This is a genomic window from Nonomuraea turcica, from assembly GCF_030718205.1.
In the GTDB taxonomy this organism is placed as follows: Bacteria; Actinomycetota; Actinomycetes; order Streptosporangiales; family Streptosporangiaceae; genus Nonomuraea.
Window position 1 is genome coordinate 84576 of the sequence record NZ_JAUZQF010000025.1, and the last position, 26468, is coordinate 111043.

Genomic DNA, 26468 nt, shown 5'->3' on the forward strand with positions numbered 1-26468 from the left:
ATAGGAAAGTTTCCTATTTGCTAGAGGTATTTTCTGACGTCAACCCATCTCCCTTGGTGAGGAACTCCGCCACGGTCCGTATCGGTGCCCCTCTCCTGTCCACGAAGTCCACCGCACGCACCGCCACCCGCAGCTCGTCGGGGCCGGCCACGCAGGACAGATAGCCCCGGCGATCGTCGAAGAACTTCAGATGGGGGTTCGCGGCGAGCACTGCGGGACCGTCGGTCTGCGGCGGCCGGCTGCTGATCGAGCTGCCCACGAACTCCACCCCCACCGTGGCCGAGGCCGGATCGAGGAAGTCCGCCTTGAGCTCGCCCGCCCAGAAGTTGTGCACGTCCCCGCTGAAGACGACCAGCCCGGATGCGCTCGCGGCCAGGATGCGGGCGCGCTCGGCCTGGTGACCGTCCCAGGAGTCCGGGCGCAGGTTGGGCGGCGGGCCTGGGACGAAGCGGCGGGCGAAGAACAGCGGCTGCACCAGCACCCGCCACCTGACCGGACTGGTGAGCAGCCGGGACATCAGCCATTGCTCCTGTGCGGCGCCGAGCATGCTGCCGGCGTCGCGATGCTGGCGGACGTCCAGGACCATGAAGTCGGCGACCAGCCCGTACGTCCGCCGCCGGTACATCTGCAGGTGCCCGTCCTGGGGCCGCACCCTGAGCGGCTGGTTCTCGTAGTAGGCCTGGTAGGCGGCGCCCCTGCGGCGCAGGAACGGGGCCGACCCGTCGCCCCTGCCCCGGTAGTTGTCGAGCACCTCGTGATCGTCCCAGGTGGGCACCCAGGGCGCGGCGGCGTGCGCGGCCTGCAGGTCGGGGTCGGTCCGGTAGCGGGCGTAGCGCAGGCGATACTCGTGCAACCTGCTGATCTCACCAGGCACCGGCCCCAGCGGCCGCACGACGGTGGCGGCCTGGCGCGACTCGTAGATGTAGTCGCCGACGTGGAAGACGACGTCGGGCCGCTCCTCGGCCAGATGCCGGTACGCGGTGTAGAAGCCGTGCTCATACCGCTGGCAGTTGACGATCGCGAACCGCACGGGCCGCGCCGCGGCCGGGTCGTCCGCGGTCCTGGTGCGCCCGACGGGGCTCAGGTTGCCGCCCGCCCTGAACCGGTAGAAGTAGTCGGCGCCCGGCTTGAGCCCGGCCACCCTGACGTGCACGCTGTGCGCCCAGGTCGGCAGCGCCTGGAGCGTCCCCTGGCGCAGGCCCTGGGTGAACCGTTCGTCCTCGGCGAGTTGCCAGCGCACCTCGACGGCCCGCGGAGCCATGCCGCCGGGCCGCAGGGGGTCGGCGTTGAGTGGATCGACGGCTAAGCGGGTCCAGAGGACCACGCCGTCGGGCATCGGCTCCCCGGAGGCGACACCTAGGGTGAACGGGTTTGCCATACCGTCATGGTGACGCACCGAGCCGTTCGATGACGGTGACGTTCGCCTGACCGCCGCCCTCGCACATGGTCTGCAGACCGTATCGGCCGCCGGTCCGCTCCAGCTCGTGCAGCAGCTTGACGGCCAGCACGGCGCCGGTCGCGCCGAGCGGGTGGCCGAGGGCGATCGCGCCGCCGTTCGGGTTGACCCTGGCCGGGTCGGCGCCGGTCTCCTTCAGCCAGGCCAGCACCACAGAGGCGAAGGCCTCGTTGATCTCGATGGCGTCGAAGTCGTCGATCGACATGCCGGTCATGCCGAGTGCGTGGACGGTGGCGGGGATCGGGGCGTCGAGCATCGTGATCGGGTCGGCGCCGCGGGCCGACAGGTGGTGCACGCGGGCACGCGGAGTCAGGCCGTGCTCGCGTACGGCCCGGGGCGAGGCGATGAGCAGGGCGGCGGCGCCGTCGGAGATCTGCGAGGCCAGCGCGGCCGTCAGCCGGCCGTCCTCGACCAGGGGCTTGAGTGCGGCCATCTTGTCGAGCGTGGTGTCCCTGCGCGGGCCCTCGTCCACGGCGACGCCTTCGCAGGGAACGATCTCCCGCCGGAAATATCCGGCGTCGATGGCGTGCAGGGCACGCCGGTGCGACTCGTACGCGTACCGCTCCATCTCCTCCCGCGAGATGTCCCAATGCGCGGCGATCCGCTCGGCACCGGTGAACTGGGAGACCTCCTGCGTGCCGTACCGCTCGACCCAGCCCTTCGAGCCCACGAAGGGGGTCTCGTGCCCGAGCGCGTGCCCAGCCAGCATCGCGGACGAGATGGGGATCATGCTCATGTTCTGCAGGCCGCCCGCGACCACCAGGTCGCTGGTGCCCGACAACACGGCCTGGGCGGCGAAGTGCAGCGCCTGCTGGGAGGAGCCGCACTGGCGGTCGACCGTGACACCGGGCACCTCCTCGGGCAGCCCGGCGGCCAGCCAGCAGGTGCGGGCGACGTCGCCGGCCTGCGGCCCGATCGTGTCCACGCAGCCGAAGATCACATCCTCCACGGCCGACGGGTCGGCGCCCGTGCCGTCCATCAGCTCCCTGAGCACGTGCGCCCCGAGATCGGCGGGGTGGATCCTGGCCAGGCCGCCGTTCCTGCGCCCGACGGGGGTGCGGACGGCACCGACGATGTACGCCTCGCTCATCTACGCATGGTAGCAAGCGCTTGGTCTAACCTGGAATGCCCGATGAGCTGGGCCGGTTAGGTGAGCAAGCGATTGTCCGTGGGCTCATAATGGTGACGTGACCACGCGAAAGAACTCCGGCACCGCCGCACCGGCGAAGCGCCAGCGCGCGACCTCCACCGGGTCGGCGTCCGAGCGCCGCGACCACCTCGTCAAGCTCGCCGCGGAGCTCTTCGCGCGCAAGGGCTTCCAGGCGACGACAGTACGCGAGATCGCCGACGAGGCGGGCATCCTCTCCGGAAGTCTCTACCACCACTTCGACTCCAAGGAGACGATCGTCGACGAGGTGCTGTCCACCTTCCTCGACGACCTCATCGCCCGCTACCGCGCCGCGGTCGAGACCAGCTCCGACCCGCGCACCGTGTTGTCGGAGATGGTCCGCATCGGCTTCGGCACGCTGGAGCCGCACCGGGCCGCGATCACCGTCATGCAGAACGACTGGAACTACCTGCGGCAGTTCGAACGCTTCAACTACCTCGTCAAGGCCGAGGACGAGGTCGAGCAGATCTGGGTGGCGCAGATCAAGGCGGGCCAGCTCGCCGGGCAGTTCCGCTCCGACGTCGACCCCAAGCTGACCTACCGCATGATCCGCGACACGATCTGGGTGGCGGTCCGCTGGTTCCGCCCCGGCGGCAGGCTCAACACGGGCGGGCTGGCCGAGCACTACATCACCGTGCTGTTCGACGGACTCGCCACGGGCGAGCGCACGACGCAGCGCCGGGGATGAGCCTGGGCAAGGCGGTCCGGCTGGCCCTGCAGGCCGTGGCCGAACCGGACAAGGCGGAGGCGATGCGCGCCTACATGAAGTCCGCCATGCCGTTCCTGGGCGTCCAGGCGGTGCCCCGGCGGGCCGCGCTCAAGCGGGTGTTCGCCGACCACCGCCTCGAGAGCGCGCCGGATTGGCGGCGGGCCGTGTTATCGCTGTGGCGCGAGGCCGAATACCGCGAGGAGCGCTACGCCGCGATCGAACTGTCCGGATACCACCTCTACCGGAGCTTCCAGACCCTCTACACGGTGCCGATGTACGAGGAGATGATCGTCACCGGCGCCTGGTGGGATCTGGTGGATGAGCTGGCCACGCACCGGATGGGCGGGCTGTTGGCCGCCTACCCTGACTCGATGCGGCCGCTCATGCTGGAGTGGGCGCACGACGCGGACCTGTGGAAGCGGCGCACCGCGATCCTGTGCCAAAACCGGTTCAAGGGCCGCACGGACACGGCCCTGCTGTACGCATGCATCGAGCCCAGCCTGTCGGACAACGACTTCTTCGCCCGCAAGGCGATCGGGTGGGCGTTACGCGAATACGCCAAGACCAATCCGGGCGAGGTCGTCCGCTACGTGAAGGCCAAGGGCATCACGGGCCTGAGCCGCCGCGAAGCGCTGCGCAACCTGCCGGTCACCTAGTCCACAACGCGTCCTGGACCGCCTGGACCAGGGCCATCAGCTCGGGCGTGACCTGGTCCTTCGACCAGGCCAGCGCATACGTGATGCGCAGGTCGCCCGTGTCCAGCGGCACGAACCGCACGTCGTCCCGCCTGATGCTCCTGACCAGCAGCTGCGGGATGGGCAGCAGGCCCGCACCGGCGGCCACCAGGTCGAGTGCCGCCGCGAAGTCGTCGTCGGCCACCATGCGGGCGCGGCCGGGCAGGCCGGTCCACGGGCGGGTGCCGGGTGTGAGGAGCACCTGGCCGGCCAGGTCGGCCGCGCCCGCCTTCTGAGCGGAGGCCAGCCGGTGGCCGGCGGGGACGGCGAGGTGGTCGACGGTCACATGGAACCTGGCGGCCGTGACGAACTGGGCCGGTGCCGGGATGGCCAGAATGGCGGCCGAGACCTGGCCGTCCGTGAGCGCTTGGGCCGCCGCCCCCCGGCCCGCGACCGTGAGCTCCACGCCGATCGGCGGGTTGCGTCCCGCGAGACGTCTGACGATCCGCGCCGCCAGGGTGCCCACCAGTGGTGGATAAGCAAGGTGAATGGTCGGGCGGGCGAGCCTGGCCGCTTCGGCGGTGAACGCCCGGGCCGATTCGAGCATCTGCTCCGCGTACGGCAGCAGCGCCTTGCCCTCGGCGGTGAGCCGCACCTCGCGGGCGGTGCGGTCGAAGAGCTTGACGCCGGCGGCGCGCTCGAGGCGGGTGATGGCCTGGCTCATGGCCGGCTGCGACATGCCCAGGTCGGCGGCGGCCGCCGAGAAGCTGAGCCGGTCCGCCACCCGCGTGAAGCAGTGGATCTCCCTGAGCATAAGCAGCATCAATACATGGTGCACGACTCCGCGGGTACTCGGCACGATCGCAACGATCTGTCGTCCCACGTCACAGGGAGTTGAGAAGATGTCACCGTTCCCCAAGTCCACCGTGCTCGGATACCCGAGGATCGGGCCGCGGAGGGAGCTGAAGAGGGCGCTGGAGTCGTACTGGGACGGGCGCTCGAGCCGGGCGGAGCTCGACCGGGTGGGCGCCGGGATCCGGGAGCGCACCTGGCGCAGGCTGGCCGAGCTCGGTCTGGAGGGGCTGCCGTCGAACACGTTCTCGCTGTATGACCAGGTGCTGGACACGGCCGTGCTGCTCGGCGCGGTGCCCGAGCGGTATCGCGCGGCCGAGGACCCCTACTTCGCGATGGCCCGCGGCACCGAGGGGCTGGCGCCGCTGCGGATGACGAAATGGTTCGACACGAACTACCACTACATCGTCCCGGAGATCGGTCCTGACACTGTGTTCAAGCTGGACGCGGGCAAGCCGCTGGGCGAGGTGCGGGAGGCGCGCGCGCTCGGCTACGAGACGCGGCCCGTGGTGATCGGGCCGGTGACGTTCCTGCTGCTGGCCGGTGCGCTGGAGCGGCTGGACGACGTGCTGGACTGCTACGAGGAGCTGCTCGGCGCGCTGGCCGCCGAGGGCGTCGCGTGGGTCCAGCTGGACGAGCCGGCGCTGGTGGCGGACCGGACGGCGGACGAGCTGGCCGCGGTGCGGACCGCCTACGAGCGGTTGGGGGCGGTGGGCTCGCGCCCCGGGGTGTTCGTGGCGTCGTACTTCGGGGATCTCGGGGAGGCCCTGCCAGTGCTGGCCGGCACGCCGGTGGAGGCCATCGGGATCGACCTGGTGCGGGGCGGGGTCCCCGTCGTCGATCTGACCGGGAAGACCGTGGTCGCCGGTGTCGTGTCCGGGCGGGACGTGTGGCGGACCTCGCCTGAGCGGGCGCTGGCCGCGCTCGGCTCCGTGCGGGCCTCGCAGGTGACGGTGAGCACCTCGTGCTCACTCCTGCACGTGCCCTACGACGTGGAGGCCGAGCCGGAGCTGGATGCGGCGCTGAGGTCGCGCCTGGCGTTCGCCGAGCAGAAGGTGGCCGAGGTGGTGGCACTCGCGGCCGCCGGCTTCACCGGGCCGGCGCCGGCCGTGCCCTCGGTGCCGCTGGCGGAGCCGGTGGTCGCGGAGGGGCGCGGCCCGTACGCGGTGCGCGCCGCGGCGCAGGCCGCGCACCTGCGGTTGCCGCCGCTGCCGATCACCACGATTGGCTCGTTCCCGCAGACCGGCGAGCTGCGCGCGGCCCGGGCGGCGGTGACGGCGGGGACGCTGACGCAGGCGGAGTACGAGCGGCGGGTCGAGGCCGAGATCGAACACGCCATCCGGGTGCAGGAGCGGCTCGGCCTCGACGTCCTCGTGCACGGCGAGCCGGAGCGCAACGACATGGTGCAGTATTTCGCCGAGCACCTCGACGGCTTCGCGGTCACCAGGAACGGCTGGGTCCAGTCGTACGGCTCACGCTGCACCCGGCCCCCGATCCTGCACGGCGACGTCGCCCGGCCTGAGCCGATCACGGTGCGGTGGGCCACATACGCGCAGTCGCTTACCGACAAACCGGTCAAGGGCATGCTCACCGGGCCGGTCACGATCGTGGCCTGGTCGTTCGTCCGCGACGACCTGCCGCTGCGGGACGTGGTGTTCCAGGTGGCGGACGCGGTGCGGGAGGAGGTCCGCGACCTGGAGGCGGCCGGGGTCTCGATCGTCCAGGTGGACGAGCCGGCGCTGCGTGAGCTGCTGCCGCTGCGGCGGGCCGCCCAGGACGAATACCTGGAGTGGGCGGTGGCCGCGTACCGGCGGGCCACCTCGGGGGCCGGCGATCGTACACAGATCCACACCCACCTGTGCTACTCCGACGCCGACCAGATCCTGACCGCCATCGATGGGCTGGACGCGGACGTGACCACGATCGAGTCCGCCCGGTCGGGAGCGCGGATCCTGGGGGCGGTGGAGTCGTTCGGGCGCGGGCTCGGGCCGGGCGTGTACGACATCCACTCACCGCGGGTGCCGGGTGCCGAGGAGGTCGAGGACCTGCTGCGCCGGACGGTGCGGGCGCTGCCGCTCGAGCGGGTCTGGGTCAATCCGGACTGCGGGCTGAAGACCCGGACGTACGAGCAGGTGGAGGCGGCCCTGGCGAACGTGGTCACCGCCACCCGCAGGCTGCGTGCCGAGCTTCAGGCGTAACGCTCGGTGAACTCCTCGATCGTCATGCCGAACAGCACCTCGTCGTCATAGTGACCGGCGTGGTAGTGACTCCTGCGCCGGCGGCCTTCCTCGACGAAGCCCAGCCGCCGGTGCAGGGCCAGCGACGCGTCGTTGGAGGCGTAGACCCACGCCTCCGCCTTCTGGAAGCGGCGCTCGAAGAACATGTAGCGCAGCAGGATCACGATGGCGTCGCCGGCGTAGCCCTTGCGCTGGTGCGGGGTGCCGACGCTGATCCCGTAGGCGAATGTGCCGTGCTCGCGGGCGGCCTGGTGCGTGTTGAGCGTCCCGACCGGGACGTCGCCGTCCCTGGTGGCGATCACCAGTCTGAATTCGTCGAGATCCTTTTCCCGCTCGGCCTCCTCCGCTGCCCACTTCCTGGCGTAGGCGGCCGAGGTGGGCGGATGGAGCCGCCAGCCGTTCCTGACCGCGTCGGAGTCCTCGTTGAAGGCGTGGAACGCCTCCCAGTCCTCGGGCTCCATGGCGCGCAGGCGCACGCGCTCTCCCACCCATGCCGATCTCATGGGACGAAGGAAAGCAGATCACCGCCAGGGATCGCGACCCGTTTTCGCGCCGGCCCGCTCCTGGTGCCGGTGCCCTCCGGCCAGGTCGATCCACACCTTGGCGGCGCGGGCATAGCTTCCTCTGGCGGTCTCTTGGTAGCACCCATCATCAGTACGGCGCCGGACGAAGAATTCGGCGCCTTCTGAGCACAGGATGTATTCCTCGCAGCAGGATGCCTCGACCACCGCTGGGAGCCGGTTCCTTGGGACCTGCGTCCTCCAGTCGCACATGTCGGCCCGCCACGAAGAGAAGCTGTCCGGATGCCTGAGCACGATCAACGACCCACCTCCCGAAATGCGTCCATGACTATTCCGGCAGATGCGAGGTTGCCTCAAGGTAGCAGCCCGGTTGCGCTGCGTTATTTCAGGGCTCCAGATGTCAGGCCTGACTGGATCTGGCGCTGGAAGACCGTGTAGACGACCAGCATGGGGAGGATGGCCAGGGTCAGGGCGGCGAACAGGGCCGACCAGTCCTGGTCGTATCCGGCGGCGGTGGAGATGTCGGCGATGCCCTGGGTCAGCACCCACTTGTCCCGTTCCTGGAGCAGCACCAGCGGAAGCTGGTACTGGTTCCACTGGCCCAGGATGTTGAAGATCGTGATGCTGATGATGCCGGGCCGGGCCATCGGCAGCATGATCTGGAAGAACACCCGCGTGTGCGACGCGCCGTCCACCATCGCCGCCTCCCCCACCGCGGTCGGCAGCGTGCGGAAGAAGGCCGACAGGAAGAAGACGGTGAACGGCATCGAGTACGCGATGTAGACCAGGACCAGGCCCGCGTGCGTGTTCAGGCCGATGAACGGGCCGACGAGCGGCACGTTGCCCATGTTCTGCACGACGAAGAACAGCGGGGTCAGCGCCAGATAGACCGGGAACGCCAGGCCCGAGACGAACAGCACGTAGACCGCGCGGTTGCCGCGAAAGGGGTAGCGCGCCAGCACGTACGCGGCCATCGAGCCGATGAGCATGGTGCCGAACGTGCTGAACGACACCACAATGACGCTGTTGAGCATGTACTGGCCGATGTGCGCCTGCTCCCACGCCCTGGCGAAGTTGTCCCAGCGCAGCGCGGCGGGCAGCGACCAGGCGTCGCCGAAGATCTCATCCTCGCTCTTGACCGAGGCCAGGAACGTCCACAGGATCGGCACCACCGTCAGCAGCGTCCACACCAGCAGCGCCAGGTGCGTGAGCACGCCCAGCGGCCCGAGGCGCCGCCTGCGCTCCTGGCGGGCGAGCTTGCGGGAGTTCGCCACCGTCCACGAGATCATCGTTGTCATCAGTACTCGATTCGTTCGCGTCGGGACAGGCGCAGCGAGAGGATCGCGAAGCCGACGGTGAAGAAGAACATCACGACGCCGAGAGCCGAGGCGTAGCCGAACCGGAAATACTGGAACGCGTTGCGATAGATCTCGGCCGCCATGACCGTGGTCGAGAAGTCGGGGCCGCCGTGCTGGTCGGTCATCACCCAGACGATCGCGAACACGTCCAGGGCGAGGATGCCCAGATAGACCCAGGCCACCTGGACGGTGTCCCAGAGCAGCGGCAGCGTGATGCGGAAGAAGAGGCTGAGGCGGCCCGCGCCGTCGATCTGCGCGGCCTCGAACATGTCCCGGGGGATGGAGGCCAGGCCGGCGGAGAAGAGCACGACGTAGAAGCCGACCGCCTGCCACACCATGACGCTCAGCACCGACCAGAACGCCACGTCCGGGTCGGACAGGAAGCCGATCGGCGAGATGCCCAGCGCCATCAGCGGGCCGTTCAGCATGCCGCTGCCGTCCGGCCGGAACACCTGCTGGAACAGCACCGCCACCACTGCGACGGCCAGGACCTGCGGGAAGAAGAACACCACCCGGTAGAACTTCGACCCGCGGATCCCCGTCAGGCCCTGCGGTCCGCCCACGTTGAGCAGGAAGGCGAAGAACAGGGCGATGACGATCGTGATCAGCGGCAACAGGAGCAGCAGGGCGCCGTTGTGGCTGACGGCCTTCCAAAAGGTCCCGTCGCCGAACAGCCGCTCGAAGTTGTCCAGGCCGATGAAGCGCGGCGTGGCCGTCACGCCGCGCCAGTCGGTCATCGCGATGTAGAACGCCTGGATATACGGCGAGATGACGTAAACCAGGTAGAGAATCACCGGGGCTGCCAGGAACGAGGTGATGAACAGCCCACGGCGATACCTATTGAAGATCATTAGCGCTTGTACTTCTTGATCGAGGAGTCGTTCTTGATCTCGTCGGCCTTCTTCTGGATGCGCTCCAGATACTTGTCGGGCGTCAGGCCGCCGGACATGAGCTGGCCGGTGGCGGCGATGGCCTCGTCCTTGAGCGGGCCGTACCAGTTGAACCAGCGGTAATAGACGGTGTTGGCGCCCGCGTCGGTGACGGCCTTGGAGGCGCTGGTGACGCCCGGAGAGATGTCCTTGCCCTCGGTGGCGCCCTTGACCACGGTCAGGGTGCGCACCAGCCCGCTGAAGTCGCCGGCCGCCTTCTTCGACAGCATGCCCCGCAGGTATTCCATGCCCGCCTGCGGGTGCGGGCTCTTGGCGGAGACGATGAAGTTCTCGCCCGGCTGGGTGTGCAGGGTGCCATAGGGCATCTTGTCGGACCCGGTGACGTCGGGAATCGGGAACATGCCGTACTCGAAGTCGGGCGGTGTGGTGGTCTTCTGCTCGTTCTCCAGCCAGGAGCCGGAGGGAAGCATGGCGACCTTGTACTTGTTCTGCGCGGTCTGCGTCTGGACGTGGTCGAGGCCGGTGGTGCCCTCCATGAGGTACTTGGCGCCGACCTCGGCCCAGGCGGTGGCCGCGGACTTCATGGCCTCGGTGGTCCAGGCGCCGTCTTCGAGGTTGTCGATGTTGACCAGCACCTCTTTGCCGCCGATCTTGGCGGCCATGGTGAGCAGCGGCTCGTACAGGTATTGCGGGAACTTGCCGGCGTAGGTGAAGGGCGCCATCTTGCCGGACTTCTTGATCGTCTCGCAGAGCGCGATGAACTCGTCCCAGGTCTTCGGGATCTGCCAGCCGTTGTCCCTGAACACCTTCTGCGAGTACCAGATGCCGTGGATGTAGTTGACGTAGCCCAGCACGCTGAACTTGCCGTCGTAGGTGCCGATCTCGATGACCGACGGGTCGATGGTGTCCCTGACCTTGGTGTTCGGGTCGTCCCACGAGGGCGCGTCGAGCAGCGGGGTCAGGTCCTGGAGCTGACCGTCCTGGGAGAGGGCGCCGAAGTCGATGAAGTTGGCGCCCGAGTTGTCGATCACCTCGGGCGGGTTGCCGCCGGCGAAGCGCGGCTGCAGGACCTTGGTGATCTCCTTGGTCGCGTTGTGCTTGATCTCGACGTTCGGGTATTTGGTCTTGAACAGCGGCTGGTGGATGTTCTTGGCGTAGTCCTGGCCGAAGCCGCCGTCGAAGATCCACACCTCCAGCGGCTTGTCGGCCGCCACGCCGAACGGGTTGGCCGCGCTGGTCGCGGCCGGCGCCGATGAGGCCGTGGCGGTGGGCTGGGAGGCGGGTGTGGCACACGCGGCCAGCGCCCCTGCCACCGGCACGAGGGCGGCGCCGCGAAGAAGCTCGCGCCTGCTGATGTGGGGGGTGGTGGACATATCGACTACTCCTGACTTTTCATGATCCACGTCTGATTCGACCTGCGTAGCGGCTCTCGAGGGCCCTGTTGTGCTCGTCACCGCCCGTCACGTTCGCCGACAGGTAGATGGGGGGCGTCTCCCCCATCGCCACCAGCTCGTCCACCGCCTCGGTGACCACCATCTGCGCCAGCAACGCGGAGGTGATCGTGGATACGGCACCGTAACTGCCGCCGCCGGGCAGGTCGAGGATGGCGTCCCCGTACGGCGCGCCGTTGTCCAGCACGACGTCGGCCAGGTCGAGCAGCTTGCCGCCCGACGGGTGGCGCGAGGTCATCCGGCTGCTGTGCTTGACCGAGGTCAGCGCGATCAGCGGATGGCCGCGGTCCTTGACGATCGTGGCCAGCTCGACGACCGTGCCGTTCACACCGGAGCTGGAGATCAGCACGAAGACGTCCTGCGGCGCCACCGGCGCCAGGGCGTAGATCTCATGGGCGATGGCCGGGTCCCGCTCCAGCTCCGCGGTCAGCACGCTCGGCGGGCGGCCGCCGTACAGGACGAGGTCCCTGGGTGTGAGGCGGTTGCTGGGCACGAGGCCGCCGGCCCGTCCGGCGATCTCCATGGCGATGGCCTCGGAATGCCCGGAACCGAAAGCGTTTACAACGCCCCCGGCCCGGATCGAGGCCACGATCAGCCCGGCCGCATGCTTGACCGGCTCGGCCTGGCTCTCCGCGACCTGATGGGCCAGGTCGAGGACCTTGGATGCGTACGTCATTCAGCCTCTTTCCACCCTATGGCTCTCCACGGCGCTGATCGTGCGCTCGAACGCCTCGTTGGTGCGCTCGTAGGTGCGTTGCGCGACCGCCACGTAGACGGCGTCCAGCACGAACAGCTGCGAATGGACGGCGGCCAGCCCGCCGAGCCGGAACGTGGTCTCCCTGCTGGCGGTGGTCAGCACCAGGTCGGCCAGGTCGGCCAGCGGGGAGCGGGCGAAGGACGTGACCGCGACCGTCAGCGCGCCGTGGCTGCCCGCCTCGGCCAGCGCCTCCATGACCTCGCGGGTACGGCCCCGGTGGCTGATGCCGATGGCCACGTCGCCCTGCTTGAGCAGCGCCGCCTCCGACAAGGCCACGTGCGCGTCGCCCGCGCTCCAGCCGGGGATGCCGATGCGGCGTAACCTGCCTTCGAACATGGTGGCCACGTTCCCGCTGGTGGAGACGCCAACCAGGAGCACTCGAGGGGCCGCCACGATGGCGTCGGCCACCCGGGCCACCAGGTCGAGGTCGAGCCCCGCGGCGGTGTCCTGGATGAGCCGGGCATCGGCGGCGGCCATGACCTCCACGGCCTTGTCGAGCGGGTCCTCCGGACCGATCTCGTGGCCGACGCCCGCGCCCCAGCCCGCCTGGGCGGCCCGGCCCGTCTCGGTGGCGAGCGCTACGCGCAACTCGGCGTAGCCGGAGAAGCCGAACGCCCGGCAGAATCTGGTCACGGTGGCGGGCGAGCTGCCCGCCCGCTCGGCCAGCGCGATGATGGTCGACCGCGCGGCCTCGGCCGGGTCGTCGAGAATCACCTCACCGACCCTGCGCAACGCCTCCGGCAAACCGGGTAGTTCCGTTTCGACGCGCCCGAGCGCTCCTGAAGTCACGAACATTCCTTCCGAACACCCGGTCTTCTGGCGAAAATTATTCTTGCTTCTCGGTCACGTCAACCCCCAGACTCAGACCGTGACGCAATCGCTAGTGGTCGGCGTCGATGCCGGGGCCACGTCCACGCGGGTCTCCGTCCACGCGCTCGACGGGAGCCGGGTGGGATACGCGCGGGCCGGCGCGGGCAATCCCACTGCTCACGGGCTGGACAAGGCGGTGGCGGCGATCACGGACGCGCTGGGGGCGGCGCTCGGGCCGCACGACGGCGGCCGGGTGGTGGCCTCGCTGGCCGGGGTCGCCGGGCAGGTGGCCGAAATGGTGCCCGCACTGGCGAAGGTCTGGGCCGATCACGGGATCGCCGAGGGTCCGCGGTTCATGGGCGACGTGCCGATCGCCTACGCGGCGGGGTCCGCCGAGCCCGACGGCTCGCTGCTGCTCTCCGGCACGGGCGCGGTCGCGGCCAGGATCGAGGGCTACAAGCTGGGCGTGGTCGCGGACGGGCTGGGGTGGCTGCTGGGGGATGCGGGGTCCGGTTTCTGGATCGGCCGCGCGGCGGCCAAGGCGGTCGTGGACGCCTTCGACCGAGGGCTCCCCGTGGAAGCCATCGACACAGCCGGAACAGACGCCCAGGCCATCGACACCGCCAGGACAGACGCCCAGGCCGTCGACACAGCCGCGACGGAGGTGCCGCATGGACCTTCGGACGCGGCGGGGGCTCCCGGTCCCGTCGGCGGCCCGCTGACGGCCCTGGTCGCCCGGCACTTCCTCGGCGACGAGCGGCCGGCCACACCGCGCGCCGTCGCGGACCGCATCGTGCGGCTGGCACAGGCCGACCACATGCGCCTGGCCGCTTTGTCCTCACTCGTCAGCCAGGCCGCGGCGGCAGGCGACCCGATGGCGGCCGGGATCGTGCGCGAGGCCGCCGACCGCCTGGTCGCCACGCTCAGGCGGGTGCACGTGTCCGGCCCGGTGGTGCTCGCCGGGAGCGTGCTCACCAGCGAAGGCCCGGTGCGGCAGGCTGTGACGGAGCTGCTCGCCGGCGAGACGGTCACGACGGCACGCGACGCGGCGGGCGCGGCGGCCTGGCTGGCGGCCCGCGCCCTGATGCCGGAGGCCGACGCGAAGGCCCGGCACGCCGTCTTCACCGCCTCGCCGGTAGCCGCTTAGTCGTCCATGTCCGCGGGCTTGGGGCCGCCGTGGATTGAGGGGTCCGAACCCTGGGCTGTCGATGACAGCGTGAATGCCTGTCCCCAGCCGACGGCTGAATGTTGCCCCTCCGCTCTTTGGGTGGTCGCCAAGGTGAACGACTGGGAGGAGATCCGCCAGGGTTCAGTCCAAGCCGAGCCCGGAGACCCACGGCGACATCCCTAGAAGGAAGGGGCCTCCGAGCACGGCGGCTGCAGTCGCACCTACAGGACTGGCCGGAAGTGCGTCATGGCGCGGACCCGGTCTCTCGTGGCAGGCCACTCCTCCGACAAGGCGAATCTGGCATAGGTGAGCCCGTCGAAGAAGTACGCGCCTTCGTTGAGCGAACGCAAACTGTGGCGAATCGCGTTCGCCGCGAGCCAGCGGCGCCAGCCTGTCTCGTCCTCCTCCCGGACGGCGCAGAACGCCCCGGACCACTGCTGGCCGAGGTTTTCCCACTCTGCTCTCACCTCCTCCAGCAGACCGGCGTCGATGGGCAGCCCCTCGTGCGCCACTCGTATGGCGGGGGTGATGAAGGCCAGGTCGAGGTCGAAACGTTCGATCAGCACGTCTATTAGCCGGAGAAGAATTGCACGGCGATTCTCCTTCGGCGTGAGACGGAGCCGCGCGTCGAGTTCCGGTTCGTGATGCCACAGGCCGATGGGGGTGACCTCCTCACTGAACGGCAGATCGACCACGGCCACCTGACGGGGCTCGTCGAACCAGTCGCTTGACAGGCGTGCTCCGGTACGCGCCTCGATGGCCGCCATGACGGCTGCCGTGCGGCGCGGGCTGACTCCGCCTGACCGAGGCCGGCGAGATCCGGCGGGATCACGAACGGCCTGCACCTGCGGCGCGAACTCCGATGATCCGAAGGCTGGAACTCCGGCGGCGAACCGTACATTCAGTGACCCCTGAACATCGGTCACCACCGCAGCCGAAGAGTGTCGATGTAGGCGCTCAGCTGGTCGGCGATGAGCTGGTGGTCATGGAGGGACGGATGCCAGTGGCAGCCCCCGTAGTCCAAGTCGGTCTCGGGGTAGTACCAGAAGCGGACTCGGTCGTCGCCCCGGCTGTTGCGTTCCTGGACGACTTGCCGGGCCGTCTCGGCGAACACCGCGGTGTTGGACATGTACGTGGCACTGACCACGAGAATCGTGTCGCGGCCGTACTGACCCCGAAGCTTGTCGAGAAAGCCGTGGTAGGCGGTGCGGTAGGCGGTGACGAGGGTTTCCAGCGTCCACTGCTCCCCGGGATTGATGGCGGTCGAGAAATCGTTGATGCCGAGGCCGATCACGACGAGTTGCGGCCGCCACGTGCCCGGATTCCTCCAGATGTCACCCTCGACGTTCAGCAACGCCCGGTCATAGTACGTGCGGTAGTTCGTCTGGGGCTCAATACCGTTGTAGTTGCGCACCATTCCGCGGCCGGAAAAGGCGTTGATCTGGTAGTCGGCGTTCAGGCTGCGCGCGGCGATGGCGCCGAAGCTGAGGTCGGCGTTCGTGGTCCGGTTGACGTCGTCGCCGGTGCATTCGCGCGTGGTGGACATGTTGCCGTAGCCCGCGGTGAAGGAGTCGCCCACGAACTCGATCTGCCGATTCCGCACCACGCGCCCGGCGAGGATCGCGCCATGCGGGACGGCGACGAGCCCACCGAATTCACTCGTCGCCCACGGGCTCTCCGAGCGCTTGACAACCCGGACGCTGTGCACGCCCTGTCTCAGTCCGGTGACCCAGTGCGTGGTCTGCCCAGGGGTCACCAAAGTGGCGGCGGTCGTACCGTCTATTTGGACGTCATAGTCGGCGGCGGCGTCGTTCAGCACGATCCCGACTCCAGTGCCACGAAACTTGCCCTCGAAGTAGACGCCGGGCCAGCTGTATTTGACGGAGTCCCCGTCGACCACGACTCGACCGGCGGTATGCACGCGGGTCAGGACGCCGCCGTCACGGTTCGTAGAGGTCAGGGGTGCGGCAGCGGCGACCCCGGGCGTCACCACGGCCATCACCAGCCCAGACAGCGCCGCGATCAAACGTAAAGAGCGCACGATCTCTCCCTCTTGCCGGCCCGACATCATCTCAAATGCTGAGGCAGACTGTCCTGAAAGGCATCGCGATCCGTCTTTATGATCAACGACATCGGCGCATCACACAATACGGATCTCAGCCCCGATCCGATCAAGGGTGTGCCGGATCTCGCCGTCACCTTGTCAGCAGAGCCGCGCTTCCGTAGCTGCCGCCGAACCCCGTCACCAGGGCCACCTCGCCCTCCCCCGTCCGCAGCTCCCGCACGGCCTGGGCCACGTTGTTCAGGCCGTGCACGTAGCCCTCCGAGAGCAGGCCGCCGTGCGGGTTGACCCACGCGTGGCGGCGCTCCAGCAGGTACGCCCCCAGGTCCGCGCGCTCGACCAGCCCGAAGTCCTCCACCTGCCGGGGCACCAGCCAGGAGTAGGCGTCGTACGGCAACGCCACGTCCACGTCGGACGGCCGCATGCCGGACGCCTCCCAGAGCATGGGCGCCACGTACGTGGAGAAGATCGCGCTCACGTCGGGTGAGCGGTCCATGGAGGTGCAGCCGGGCCCTCCGGCCCGTACCACCGCCTGGACGCGCGGCCCGTCGAGCACGCCGCTGACGACGAGCGCGCAGGCCCCGTCGGTCTCCTGGCAGCAGTCGACGGTCCGCAGCGGGGTGCACACGTACGGCCGGGCGAGGTAGTCGGCGAGTTCCAGTGGCTCGCGGCGCAGCGCCCGCGGGTTGGTCTTGGCGTTGTCCCTGGACTGGGCGACGACGGCGTGCAGGTGTTCCTCGGTCAGCCCCGTGTCGTGCAGGTAGCGCGTCGCGGCCAGGGCGAACAGCGGGATCGGGCCCGCCAGGCCGTACGTGAAACGTTCCTGGGGGCCGGTGGAGACGGTGTTCATGCGTTTACCCGAGCGGCCGTTGAGCGCCCGGAATATCAAGATATTTCGGGCCAAGCCGGCGTGCACGAGCATCGCCGCGTCGCCCAGGATCGATGCCGCCTGCGTGCCGCCTCCGGCGATGTCGTTGTGCCAGCCAAGGCGCTCGATCCCCAGGGCCCTCGCGACCTGCACGACGGACGCGGAGTCGTTCATGTGGTAGCTGAGCATCGTGTCCACATCGCGCGGGCCGATGCCGGCGTCGGCGCAGGCCGCCCGGCATGCCTCGACCGCGAGCTCCAGCTCCGTGCGCCCGGATTGCCTGCTCAGCGCCGTCATCCCGATCCCGGCCACGGCCGCCCGGCCGGCGAAGGGCTGCATGCCCGCCACGCTAACAGAGCCAAGCGCTTGTTGGGTTAGCGGGCCGGGGTGACAATGTGTCTTCACGAGAACTGTCTGAGCTTGTAATACGGAGGTGCGATCTACCGATAGCCCATCATCATCACCCCGAGGTGAGCGATGGATCTACGCTACGTCAGATACGCCATGGCGATCGCACGGGCCGGCAGCCTGCGCCGGGCCGCCGCCGCGCTGCACATCGCCCAGCCCACGCTGTCCGAGCAGCTGAAGGCGCTGGAGAAGGAGATCGGGGTCGAGCTGTTCAGCCGCTCGTCCAGTGGCGTGCAGCTCACTGAGGCGGGCGAGGCGTTCCTGGCCCAGGCCACCGTCGCGGTCGACGCCTTCGAGCGGGCCGTGGCCGCGGCGAGGAGCAAGGGCGCCACCTCGCGCCTGGGCGTGGCGGACGGGCTGGCCGATGTGGCCGCCCGATTGCTCTCCCAGCTGCAGAACCTGCGGCTGCGCGTGGTCCCCATGGGTACGGCCGAGCAGATCGTCTCCATCGTGGACGGCACCCTGCAGGCTGGCCTGGGTTACGCGCCCGGCTCGCTGCCGAGGGGCGTGGCCAGGATGCTCATCCACCGGTTCCCCGTACGGGCACTGGTCCACCGCGATCATCCCTTGGCGGCCTCCGAGGCGGTCTCGCTGGCGGAGCTGACCACGGAGCCGCTGGTCATGCCGGAGTCCGACGCGGTGGCGGGCGCCCGCCGCTTCCTGGAGGGCTTCGTCCGCCACCGGCTCCACCCCCGGCTCGGTCCGGCGGCGGCCACGCACGACCTGGCGATCACCATGGTGGAGCGGGGCGCGGGCTACACGCTCAGCGTGCACGAGGGCACGCCGGTGCCGGAGACCCTGGCCTTCGTCCCGATCAAGGAGGACGTCCCTCCGCTGGAGGTAGTCTTCCTCTGGAACCGCCAGGCGGACGTGCCGGAGCTGGTCAGCGCCGCCCGCCATGTGGCGCGCTCTGGATAGCGCTATTATCTAACGATGCGCATCTCCGAACTAAGCGCCCGGTCCGGGGTGGCCCTCCCCACGATCAAGTACTACCTGCGCGAGAACCTGCTGCACCAGGGCGAGCAGATAGCCGCGACCCGGGCCGAGTACGACGAGTCGCATCTCCGCAGGCTCCGCCTGATCCGGGCGCTGCTGGAGGTGGGCAAGCTCCCGGTGGCCTCGATCAAGCAGATCATCGCCGCCGTCGATGACGAGTCGCTGCCCATGCACGAGATGCTCGGCACCGCGCACTACGCGCTCGGCCCCACCGTCGAGCCGGAGCCCGGCGAGGAATGGCAGGCCGCCCGCGCCCAGGTCGACCGCCTCGTCGCGGACCTGGGCTGGAGCGTGCATCCCGAGGCCCCGACCCGGGACGAGCTCTCCCAGACGCTGGTCAGGATGCGCCAGCTCGGCGTGCCCGTCGACCTGGGTCCGTATGTGGAGGCGGCACAGAAGCTGGTGTCCGAGGTGGAGATGGACACCGTCCCGTTCCAGGGGCCGCGCGACGCCGCCGTGGAGGCCATGGTGCTGGGCTCGGTCCTGTACGGCAAGGCGTTCGACGCGCTGCGCCGCATGGCCCAGGAGTCGGAGTCCGCCCGCCGCCTCACCTGACTTAAATGACGCCGTTCGCCCGTAGGACCTGGACGGCGTGCACGGTGATCGCCCCGCGCCAGTCGAGCGACCCGGCAGGCGAGATGCGCGCGTAGTCCACGGTCCATCCGCCGTCGTCCTGCTGTCCGCCGGCCAGCCGCATGAGGTCGGCCGCGATCACCTCGGCATCGAACAGATCGCGGACCGGCCGGCCGGGCAGCGGCGCGAAGTCCAGCGGCCGCAGCGCCTCGTCCGCGGTGCCGCCCTCGACCGGCACCCGCCCGTCGTCCGGGATGTAGGCGCCGAGCCGCTTGAGCAGGTCGGCGGCTCGCGGCTGGGTGTCGTACACGGCGTCGAGGAAATGTACGGCGAACGACAAGATGTACGCGTGCGGCCGCTCCCCCAGCTCCTGGATGGCGTCGAGGCAGTACCGCGTGGCCTTCTCCAGCCAGGGGTGCACGGCGACGGCGGGATCGAAGGCGGCGACGCGGTGGGCGGCGGCCGCGGACACGGCGGTGATCTGCAGCGACGAGGCCGCTGTGTTGGCGCCGGCCCACCAGGGGGCGGTGCCGTGGGAGACGGTGACCGGCAGGGCGAACGGCAGGCCGCCGTCGGGCAGCGAGATCGCGTCCAGATAGCCGCACAGCTCGGCGGCCCGGGGGGACGTCTCCGGCGCGATGTCCTGGAACACGCCGAAGGCGTGCAGGGCCGCGCCTGGCTGGCTCTCGGGGGAACGCAGGTCGGGCTCCAGGCCCCAGCCGTATCCCCCGTCGGGATTGCGGTAGGCCTCCAGGGCCGCCAGCACGCCTGCCGCGTCACCGTCGCCCATGATCAGGTCGTAGCGGCGGCGGTCGAGCACGCGGGCATGGGTGGCCAGGAAGCCGGGGATCGCCGAAAGGTTCACGTTCATGGAGCCATCGTGCCCGGGGCGCTCATATGCAGTCTTGTAGGTTCCGGACATCCTGGCCCGGACATACTGACGGGGTGGACGACGGCATGGCCCGCACGAGATTCGCCCACGCACGTGTGGCCCGGCTCGGCACCGCGGGCGGCGGCGGGGCGCCGCACCTGGCGCCGATCGTGTTCGCCGTGGTCGCCGAGACGGTGGTCACCGCTGTCGACCACAAGCCCAAGACCACCGCGAACCTCCGCAGGCTTCGCAACATCCGGGAGAATCCCCAGGTCAGCCTGCTGGTCGATCACTATGAGGACGATTGGGCGCAGTTGTGGTGGGTGCGGGCCGACGGCCTGGCCCGCATCGTGGAGGGCGGGACCGAGCGTGAGGCGGCACTCGACGCGCTGGCGGCCAAATACCCCCAGTATCGCGAGCGCCGCCCCACAGGCCCGGTGATCGTCGTGACCGTGACCCGCTGGACCGCGTGGTCGGCTATTCCCTGATCGTGACCGGCCGCTTCAGCAGCCAGAGCGCTGCGCGCTGGAGCAGCGTCCGGTGGACCTCGTTGTCGTACGACCTGGTGTCGTGGCCGAGCGCGTCGTAGAGCACCCGGCCCCGCCGGACCGGCCGGGCCCAGATCAGCGGCTGGCCGTTGGACGAGGCCAGCGGCTCCACGTCCGGCAGGATGTCGAGGTCGCTGTAGACCTCGTCCACCACGTCGAAGTCCCGCAGGCCGTCCACCACCGGGTGCTTGCCGTGCACGCGCACGCTCGTCCACCCCAGCGGCGGGTGGTGGGACTTGGGCCAGGTCCAGCAGCCGCCCAGCACCCGTGACCAACCCTGCCAATCGTCGAAGCAGATCGACGCCGAGTGCATGCACAACAGGCCGCCGCCTCGGTCCAGGTGGTCGAGGAGTGTCGTGCGGGCCTCGGCCGGTAAGCCGAAGCGCCACTCGGCACGCAGGTCGGCGAACCGGTCCTGGGTCATCTGCCAGCGCAGCGCGTTGACGGTGATGAGCTGGACCTCCGACGGTTCGCTGAGCGCGCCCGCGATGTCCTCGGTGATCTCGGACTCGACCCCCACTTCGGCGAGCACCTGCGCGAGTGCGTCCGATGTGGCGGCGAAGTCGTGGAACAGTCCTCCTGACAGGATCAGATTTCTCGCCACTTGCCCAGCTCATCATGGTTAACACGGCATTTCCAGCCGTGAGCCTGTCACAGAGGAGGCATGATTCCTGCCGTGGACTTCGAGGAGTACCGCCCGCTGTTGCTCGGGCTCGCCTACCGCCTGCTCGGCAGCATGTGGGACGCCGAAGACGTTGTTCAGGAGGCGTGGCTGCGCTGGCAGGGCACCGACCGGAGCGAGATCAGGGAGCCGCGGGCGTTCCTGGTGACGGTAGTTTCGCGGCTGGCGCTCGACCAGTTGCGCTCGGCCAGGGTGAAGCGGGAGGCGTACACCGGGCCCTGGTTGCCCGAGCCGGTGCTGACCGCGGAGGCGGGGCCGCTGGACACGGCCGAGCTCCGCGACACCGTCTCGTACGCGACCCTGCACCTGATGGAGCGGCTCGCGCCGCCGGAGCGGGCGGTGTTCGTGTTGCGGGAGGCGTTCGAGCTGCCGTACGAGCAGATCGCGGAGATCGTCGGCTCGTCGGTCGCCAACGCCAGGCAGATGCACCACCGGGCCGCCGTGCGGGTGACCGAGGGGCGCGACAAGTTCCAGCCGTCGTCGGAGGACCACGCCGAGCTGCTGAGGAAGTTCATGGACGCGGCGGCGGGCGGTGACCTGGACGCGCTCACCGAGCTGTTCCACGAGGACGTCGTGTCCTGGAACGACGGTGGCGGCAAGGTCAGGGCGGCGCTGCGGCCGATCGCCGGCAGGCAGAAGGTGCTGGCGTTCCTGGGCGGGCTGCTGTCGCGCTACGACTTCTCGGACACGCGGCTGCTGGACGTCAACGGCCAGCAGGCGATCTGGACGAATGTCGCGGGCGACCGGCAGCTCACCTTGATCGCTGTCCACGAGGGCCGGATCAAGGAGATCTACGTGGTGCGGAACCCGGACAAGCTCGGCCACGTGCACCTCGGCTGAGCGTGGTCGCTCTATAGTCGCCCCTATGGATCTCGGCATCTCGGGCAAGGTCGCCCTCGTCACCGGAGGCAGCGCGGGCATCGGACTGGCCGCGGCCAAGAGTCTGGCGCGGGAAGGGTGCGACGTGTGCGTCACCGCCCGCAACCCGGAGCGGCTCGCGGACGCGGTGGTGGAACTGCAGGAGTTCGGCAAGGTCGTGCACGCGATCCTGGCGGACGTGGAGGATCCGGCAGCCGCGCGGCGGGTCGTCGAGGAGACGCGTGGCGTGCTCGGCCCGGTGGACATCCTCGTCGCCAACGCGGGCGGCCCGCCGGCCGGGCGTTTCGACGAGACGACCCTGGCCGACTGGGACGTCGCCGTGCAGCGCAACCTGCTCGGCACCGTACGGCTGATCCACGCGGTGCTGCCCGAGATGCGCTCACGTGGCTGGGGCCGGATCGTGACGATCACCAGCCGGTCGGCCCGCGAGGCGCTGGACGGCCTGGCGCTGTCCAACGCCACCCGCTCGGCCGTGGCAGGGGTCGTGCGCACCCTGGCCAGGGAGGTCGCCGGCGACGGCGTGCTGGTCAACAACGTGATGCCGGGGCCCATCGACACCGAGCGGCTGCGTGAGCTGTCCGGGGGCGAGGAGGTGCTGGCCGAGCGGGGCAGGGCGGTGCCGGTCGGCCGCATCGGGCGCGCGGAGGAGGTGGGGGACGTGGTGGCGTTCCTGGCCAGCGAGCGCGCCTCCTATGTGAACGGGATCTCGATGCTGGTGGACGGCGGCGAGAGCCGCGTCATCGCCTGACGAGGACGGCGACGACGCCGGCCGCCCAGGTCCGGGTGTCGTCGGGCAGGTCCACGAAGTGGGACAGGTTCGCCCGGTGGAAGCAGGCGCCCATCAGCATGGCGGCGGCGGCCTGCGCGTCCATGTCCGCGTCGATCCTGCCGCCGCGCTGCTCGGCCTTGATGATCTCGGCCAGGGCCAGGACCGGCAGGTGCGGGCCCGCGCCGGTCTTGGCCAGCATGGCCCTGAAGCCCGCCATGAGCGGGGGGTCGGCCAGCGCGCCCGAGGCGATGCTCGCCGCCTTGGTGTAGAACTCCACGGCCGCGACCGCGAAGCCGGTGAGGCCGGCGGCCAGGTCGCCCTGGCCCACGCCGAGCCGCAGCCGGGTCAGGGCGTGGGCGAGCGAGGGCTGCCGCTCCAGCAGCACCGCGAGAAGCAACGCCTCCTTGCCGGGGAAGTGCTTGTAGAGGAGGGCCTCGGAGCAGCCGGCCTGGCGCGCGATCCGCTTGGTCGTGGCGCCCACGATGCCGTGCTCGCGCAGGGCCTGCTCGGCGGCGTCGAGGATACGGTCGCGGGTGCTCATCCGGTCATGATACGAGCGCGTACTCTCCCACTTGGCGACGCATGACATGCTTCCAAATAGGGACCACTGGGAGAAGGTAGGGGCATGGACAAGCCGGTCATCGTGACGGTGGACGACGACCCAGGCGTCTCGCGGGCGGTCGCCCGTGACCTGAGACGCCGCTATGGCCAGGAATACCGGATTGTTCGCGCTGAAACGGCCAGGGACGGCATCGAGGCGGTCAGGGAGATGCGGCTGCGCGGGGACGACGTGGCGGCCATCCTGGCCGACTACCGCATGCCGCAGATGAACGGGGTGCAGTTCCTCGAGGCCGCCATGGACATGTATCCGTACGCGCGACGCGTGCTGTTGACCGCCTACGCCGACACGGACGCGGCGATCCAGGCGATCAATGTGGTGGATTTGGACCATTATTTGCTGAAGCCGTGGGATCCGCCGGAGGAGAAGTTCTATCCGGTGATCGACGGACAGCTGGACGCGTGGCTGCGTACCGATCGGATCGAACGGTCGGAGCTGCGCGTGGTGGGCGACCGGTGGTCGGCGCGGTCCTACCAGGTGCGCGACTTCCTGGCGCGCAACCACGTGCCGTACCAGTGGATGCTGGCTGAGGACCCGGAGGGCGCGCAGCTGGTGAAGGCGGCGGGCGAAAACTGCCATCTGCCGCTGGTGGTGACGGCCGACGGCACCACGCTGGAGTCGCCGGACCAGGCCACGCTGGCCACGGCGGTGGGCCTGTCGACGACCCCGGCCACCGACTTCTACGACCTGATCGTGGTGGGCGGCGGCCCGGCCGGGCTCGGCGCGGCCGTCTACGGCGCCTCGGAGGGGCTCAACACCGTGCTGGTCGAGGCCTACTCGTCAGGCGGCCAGGCGGGCCAGAGCTCCAGGATCGAAAACTACCTGGGTTTCCCCGACGGGGTCTCCGGCCAGCAGCTGGCCGACCGGGCGCGCAGGCAGGCGCTGAAGTTCGGGGCCGAGCTGCTGACCGCGCGCAAGGTGACCAAGCTGGAGGCGCGCGGGCAGGCACGCGTGATCGGGTTCAAGGACGGCGGGGAGATCGCCGCGCATGCGGTGATCCTGGCGACCGGCGTCTCCTACCGCCGCCTGGAGGCGCCGGGGCTTGAGGAGTTCGTCGGGCGGGGCGTCTTCTACGGCGCGGCGCTGACCGAAGCGCCGGCGTGCAGGGACGCCGAGGTGCACATCGTCGGCGCGGCCAACTCGGCCGGGCAGGCGGCCGTCTACCTGGCGGGATTCGCGAGCAAGGTCCACTTGTTGGTGAGGAGTGATGGTTTGGAGAAGTCCATGTCTCACTACCTCATCGAGCAGATCGCCGCGCTCCCCAACGTCGAGGTGCACCTCCAGACGGAGGTCGTCGGTGGTGGCGGCACGGGTCATCTGGAGCGGCTGACGCTGTCGACCAAGGGCGAGGAGCGTACGGTCGACGCCCAGTGGCTGTTCGTGTTCATCGGCGCGGAGCCGTACACCTCGTGGCTGGGCGAGACGATCGAGCGGGACGCGAAGGGGTTCGTCCTGACCGGGCCCGACCTGGTGCAGGGCGGGCAGCGGCCGCGTAACTGGCCGTTGCGGCGCGAGCCGTACTACCTGGAGACCAACGTGCCGGGGGTGCTGGCCGCGGGCGACGTCCGCGCGGAATCGATCAAGAGGGTGGCCTCCGCCGTCGGAGAAGGCGCGATGGCCGTCGCGCTCGTGCACCGTTACCTGGAGAAGCAATGACCACGAGCACCATCGACATCGACGAACTGCGCAAACTCTTCCTGTTCGAGCGGCTGACCGACGAGCAGCTCACCAAGCTGGCCAACAGCGGGCAGGTGAAGACGTTCGCGGCCGGTGAGGACATCGTCTGCCAGGGCGAGCCGGCCGAGTGCTTCGCGGTGCTGATCGAGGGCGAGGTGCAGATGCTCAACGAGACGGTGAGCGCCGGCACCGTCGCGATGCCTCGCTCGTCCCAGCCCGGCGTCTACGGCGGCGCCACCTCCGCTTACCTGGGCGACCGGGCGCCGCAGACCTACCAGCACACGCTGCGCGCGACCGCCCCGTCGCGGATCTTCCTGCTGCCGGCCAAGAAGTTCGCCTACATCGTGGCCGAGTGGTTCCCGATGGCCATGCACCTGCTCGACGGCCTGCTGTCGGGCGGCCGCATGCAGCGGGAGATGATCGACCGGCGGCAGCGGCTGACCGCGCTCGGCACGATCACCGCGGGGCTCACCCACGAGCTGAACAACCCGGCCGCCGCCGCGGTGCGGGCGGTGGGCGAGCTGCGCACCCTGCTCAAGGACTCCCGTCTCCACCTCGCCCAGCTGGCCGAGGCCGGCATCCCGCCGGAGAAGCTGCGGGCCCTAATCGAGGCGCAGGAGGCGTGCACGAGCAAGCTGGGCAACCTGCCGCCGCGCTCGCCGCTGGAGATCTCCGACGCCGAGGACGAGTTGGGCGAGGCGCTGGACGAGCTGGGCGTGCAGGACGCATGGGACCTGGCGCCCGCCCTGGTCAATGCCGGCTTCTCCGACAAGGACCTGGAGAAGATCCGCACCAAGGTGGGCGAGCAGCATGCTCCGGGCGCGGTGCGCTGGCTGGCCGAGGCGATCGAGATCTCGCAGATGCTGAGCGAGGTGACCGAGGCGACCGAGCGCATCACCTCGCTGATCCGCTCGGCCAAGCAATACTCCCAGATGGACCGCGCCCCGTTCCAGGAACTGGACGTGCACGACCTGCTCGACAGCACGGTCGCGATCTTCCGTGGCAAGGTCCGGCCGGGCATCACCGTGGTCACCGACTACGACCGCACCTTGCCGCTCATCCCCTGCTACGGCGGCGAGCTCAACCAGGTCTGGACGAACCTCATCCACAACGCGCTCGACGCGATGGGTGAGTCGGGCACGCTGACCATCCGCACGGCGCACGACGAGGACGAGGCGATCATCGAGATCGGCGACACCGGCCCCGGCGTCCCGGACGCCATCAAGGACCGGATCTTCGAGCCGTTCTTCACCACGAAGAGCGTGGGCGAGGGCACGGGCCTCGGCCTCGACATCTCCTATCGGATCGTGGCGGGGCGGCACGGCGGCGAGATCAAGGTCCGCTCGGTGCCCGGCGACACCTGGTTCGAGGTACGCCTGCCGCTGAGGGAGGCTGTCCCGGCCGCCTGAGGCCCGATGGCGTTAAAAGCCGACTTGTCAGGAACGGTCACGAGCCCATGTAATGG

The 26468-nt window shown here is 69.6% G+C and carries 26 protein-coding genes; 11 read left to right on the forward strand and 15 right to left on the reverse strand.

Features of this window, described 5'->3' with window-relative positions:
• Positions 1 to 13 precede the first annotated feature (13 nt).
• Positions 14 to 1378 carry an alkaline phosphatase D family protein gene (locus Q9G87_RS46505; protein ID WP_305923069.1) on the reverse strand — a complete coding sequence of 455 codons (1365 nt, stop codon included), beginning with the start codon at positions 1376 to 1378 and terminating at the stop codon, positions 14 to 16.
• A 4-nt stretch (positions 1379 to 1382) separates the two neighbouring features.
• Positions 1383 to 2546 carry an acetyl-CoA C-acetyltransferase gene (locus Q9G87_RS46510; protein ID WP_305923070.1) on the reverse strand — a complete coding sequence of 388 codons (1164 nt, stop codon included), beginning with the start codon at positions 2544 to 2546 and terminating at the stop codon, positions 1383 to 1385.
• A gap of 97 nt (positions 2547 to 2643) precedes the next feature.
• Between Q9G87_RS46510 and Q9G87_RS46515 the strand changes: the two genes are divergently transcribed.
• Both Q9G87_RS46515 and Q9G87_RS46520 read left to right on the forward strand, forming a co-directional pair.
• A complete protein-coding gene (locus Q9G87_RS46515) occupies positions 2644 to 3312 on the forward strand; it encodes a TetR/AcrR family transcriptional regulator (RefSeq protein ID WP_305923071.1) in 669 nt (222 codons plus the stop codon).
• The gene (locus Q9G87_RS46520) at positions 3309 to 3989 is read left to right on the forward strand and encodes a DNA alkylation repair protein (protein ID WP_305923072.1); all 681 of its coding nucleotides are present in this window, start codon (positions 3309 to 3311) and stop codon (positions 3987 to 3989) included. The genes Q9G87_RS46515 and Q9G87_RS46520 overlap by 4 nt, the downstream gene beginning before the upstream one ends.
• Here the strand turns inward: Q9G87_RS46520 and Q9G87_RS46525 are convergent.
• A complete protein-coding gene (locus Q9G87_RS46525; RefSeq protein WP_305923073.1) occupies positions 3982 to 4830 on the reverse strand; it encodes a LysR family transcriptional regulator in 849 nt (282 codons plus the stop codon). The genes Q9G87_RS46520 and Q9G87_RS46525 overlap by 8 nt on opposite strands.
• A 79-nt stretch (positions 4831 to 4909) precedes the next feature.
• On the opposite strand from Q9G87_RS46525, the gene metE reads away from it, so the two are divergent.
• The gene (metE, locus tag Q9G87_RS46530) at positions 4910 to 7057 is read left to right on the forward strand and encodes a 5-methyltetrahydropteroyltriglutamate--homocysteine S-methyltransferase (protein WP_305923074.1); all 2148 of its coding nucleotides are present in this window, start codon (positions 4910 to 4912) and stop codon (positions 7055 to 7057) included.
• On the opposite strand, the gene Q9G87_RS46535 is transcribed toward metE, so the two are convergent.
• From Q9G87_RS46535 to Q9G87_RS46560, 6 genes are all read right to left on the reverse strand, one after another.
• A complete protein-coding gene (locus Q9G87_RS46535) occupies positions 7048 to 7599 on the reverse strand; it encodes a GNAT family N-acetyltransferase (RefSeq protein ID WP_305923075.1) in 552 nt (183 codons plus the stop codon). The genes metE and Q9G87_RS46535 overlap by 10 nt on opposite strands.
• 398 nt (positions 7600 to 7997) lie before the next feature.
• The gene (locus Q9G87_RS46540) at positions 7998 to 8915 is read right to left on the reverse strand and encodes a carbohydrate ABC transporter permease (protein ID WP_305923076.1); all 918 of its coding nucleotides are present in this window, start codon (positions 8913 to 8915) and stop codon (positions 7998 to 8000) included.
• A complete protein-coding gene (locus Q9G87_RS46545) occupies positions 8915 to 9826 on the reverse strand; it encodes a carbohydrate ABC transporter permease (protein WP_305923077.1) in 912 nt (303 codons plus the stop codon). Before Q9G87_RS46545 ends, Q9G87_RS46540 begins: the two co-directional genes overlap by 1 nt.
• Positions 9826 to 11238 (reverse strand): N-acetylglucosamine/diacetylchitobiose ABC transporter substrate-binding protein, encoded by a 1413-nt coding sequence (gene ngcE / locus Q9G87_RS46550; protein ID WP_305923078.1) that lies wholly within the window; start codon positions 11236 to 11238, stop codon positions 9826 to 9828. Before ngcE ends, Q9G87_RS46545 begins: the two co-directional genes overlap by 1 nt.
• Positions 11239 to 11257: 19 nt before the next feature.
• Positions 11258 to 11992, reverse strand: a complete 735-nt coding sequence (locus Q9G87_RS46555) for an SIS domain-containing protein (protein WP_305923079.1) — start codon at positions 11990 to 11992, stop codon at positions 11258 to 11260.
• Positions 11993 to 12868 (reverse strand): MurR/RpiR family transcriptional regulator, encoded by an 876-nt coding sequence (locus Q9G87_RS46560; protein WP_305923080.1) that lies wholly within the window; start codon positions 12866 to 12868, stop codon positions 11993 to 11995.
• 73 nt (positions 12869 to 12941) lie between these two features.
• On the opposite strand from Q9G87_RS46560, the gene Q9G87_RS46565 reads away from it, so the two are divergent.
• Positions 12942 to 14030 carry an N-acetylglucosamine kinase gene (locus tag Q9G87_RS46565; RefSeq protein WP_305923081.1) on the forward strand — a complete coding sequence of 363 codons (1089 nt, stop codon included), beginning with the start codon at positions 12942 to 12944 and terminating at the stop codon, positions 14028 to 14030.
• A 242-nt stretch (positions 14031 to 14272) separates the two neighbouring features.
• Here the strand turns inward: Q9G87_RS46565 and Q9G87_RS46570 are convergent, their stop codons facing one another.
• The 3 genes from Q9G87_RS46570 to Q9G87_RS46580 form a co-directional block, all read right to left on the reverse strand.
• Entirely contained in the window at positions 14273 to 14818 is a 546-nt protein-coding gene (locus Q9G87_RS46570; protein WP_305923082.1) for a hypothetical protein, read from the reverse strand.
• Between the two features lie 155 nt (positions 14819 to 14973).
• Positions 14974 to 16092, reverse strand: a complete 1119-nt coding sequence (locus tag Q9G87_RS46575) for an SGNH/GDSL hydrolase family protein (protein WP_305923083.1) — start codon at positions 16090 to 16092, stop codon at positions 14974 to 14976.
• 154 nt (positions 16093 to 16246) lie between these two features.
• On the reverse strand, positions 16247 to 17320 hold the full coding sequence (locus Q9G87_RS46580; RefSeq protein ID WP_305923084.1) for a thiolase C-terminal domain-containing protein: 1074 nt from the start codon (positions 17318 to 17320) through the stop codon (positions 16247 to 16249).
• 138 nt (positions 17321 to 17458) lie between these two features.
• Between Q9G87_RS46580 and Q9G87_RS46585 the strand changes: the two genes are divergently transcribed.
• Positions 17459 to 18307, forward strand: a complete 849-nt coding sequence (locus Q9G87_RS46585) for a LysR family transcriptional regulator (protein ID WP_305923085.1) — start codon at positions 17459 to 17461, stop codon at positions 18305 to 18307.
• Positions 18308 to 18322: 15 nt separating this feature from the next.
• Positions 18323 to 18940, forward strand: a complete 618-nt coding sequence (locus Q9G87_RS46590) for a MerR family transcriptional regulator (protein ID WP_305923086.1) — start codon at positions 18323 to 18325, stop codon at positions 18938 to 18940.
• Between the two features lies 1 nt (position 18941).
• On the opposite strand, the gene Q9G87_RS46595 is transcribed toward Q9G87_RS46590, so the two are convergent.
• Positions 18942 to 19829, reverse strand: a complete 888-nt coding sequence (locus Q9G87_RS46595; protein WP_305923087.1) for a hypothetical protein — start codon at positions 19827 to 19829, stop codon at positions 18942 to 18944.
• Between the two features lie 74 nt (positions 19830 to 19903).
• Here Q9G87_RS46595 and Q9G87_RS46600 point away from each other — a divergent pair, with 74 nt between their 5' ends.
• Complete coding sequence (locus Q9G87_RS46600) at positions 19904 to 20317, forward strand: TIGR03668 family PPOX class F420-dependent oxidoreductase (protein WP_305923088.1); 414 nt, start codon at positions 19904 to 19906, stop codon at positions 20315 to 20317.
• Here Q9G87_RS46600 and Q9G87_RS46605 read toward each other — a convergent pair.
• Positions 20307 to 20981 (reverse strand): ThuA domain-containing protein, encoded by a 675-nt coding sequence (locus Q9G87_RS46605; RefSeq protein ID WP_305923089.1) that lies wholly within the window; start codon positions 20979 to 20981, stop codon positions 20307 to 20309. The two genes, Q9G87_RS46600 and Q9G87_RS46605, sit on opposite strands and share 11 nt — an antisense overlap.
• A gap of 60 nt (positions 20982 to 21041) precedes the next feature.
• On the opposite strand from Q9G87_RS46605, the gene Q9G87_RS46610 reads away from it, so the two are divergent.
• Entirely contained in the window at positions 21042 to 21899 is an 858-nt protein-coding gene (locus Q9G87_RS46610; RefSeq protein ID WP_305923090.1) for an RNA polymerase sigma-70 factor, read from the forward strand.
• Positions 21900 to 21924: 25 nt separating this feature from the next.
• Positions 21925 to 22686, forward strand: coding sequence for an SDR family oxidoreductase (locus tag Q9G87_RS46615; protein ID WP_305923091.1), 762 nt, complete (start codon positions 21925 to 21927; stop codon positions 22684 to 22686).
• On the opposite strand, the gene Q9G87_RS46620 is transcribed toward Q9G87_RS46615, so the two are convergent.
• A complete protein-coding gene (locus Q9G87_RS46620) occupies positions 22676 to 23248 on the reverse strand; it encodes a TetR/AcrR family transcriptional regulator (RefSeq protein ID WP_305923092.1) in 573 nt (190 codons plus the stop codon). The two genes, Q9G87_RS46615 and Q9G87_RS46620, sit on opposite strands and share 11 nt — an antisense overlap.
• Positions 23249 to 23332: 84 nt before the next feature.
• Here Q9G87_RS46620 and Q9G87_RS46625 point away from each other — a divergent pair, with 84 nt between their 5' ends.
• Together Q9G87_RS46625 and Q9G87_RS46630 are read left to right on the forward strand one after the other, a co-directional pair.
• Entirely contained in the window at positions 23333 to 24982 is a 1650-nt protein-coding gene (locus Q9G87_RS46625) for an FAD-dependent oxidoreductase (protein ID WP_305923093.1), read from the forward strand.
• Positions 24979 to 26412, forward strand: a complete 1434-nt coding sequence (locus Q9G87_RS46630; RefSeq protein ID WP_305923094.1) for an ATP-binding protein — start codon at positions 24979 to 24981, stop codon at positions 26410 to 26412. Before Q9G87_RS46625 ends, Q9G87_RS46630 begins: the two co-directional genes overlap by 4 nt.
• Positions 26413 to 26468 lie beyond the last annotated feature (56 nt).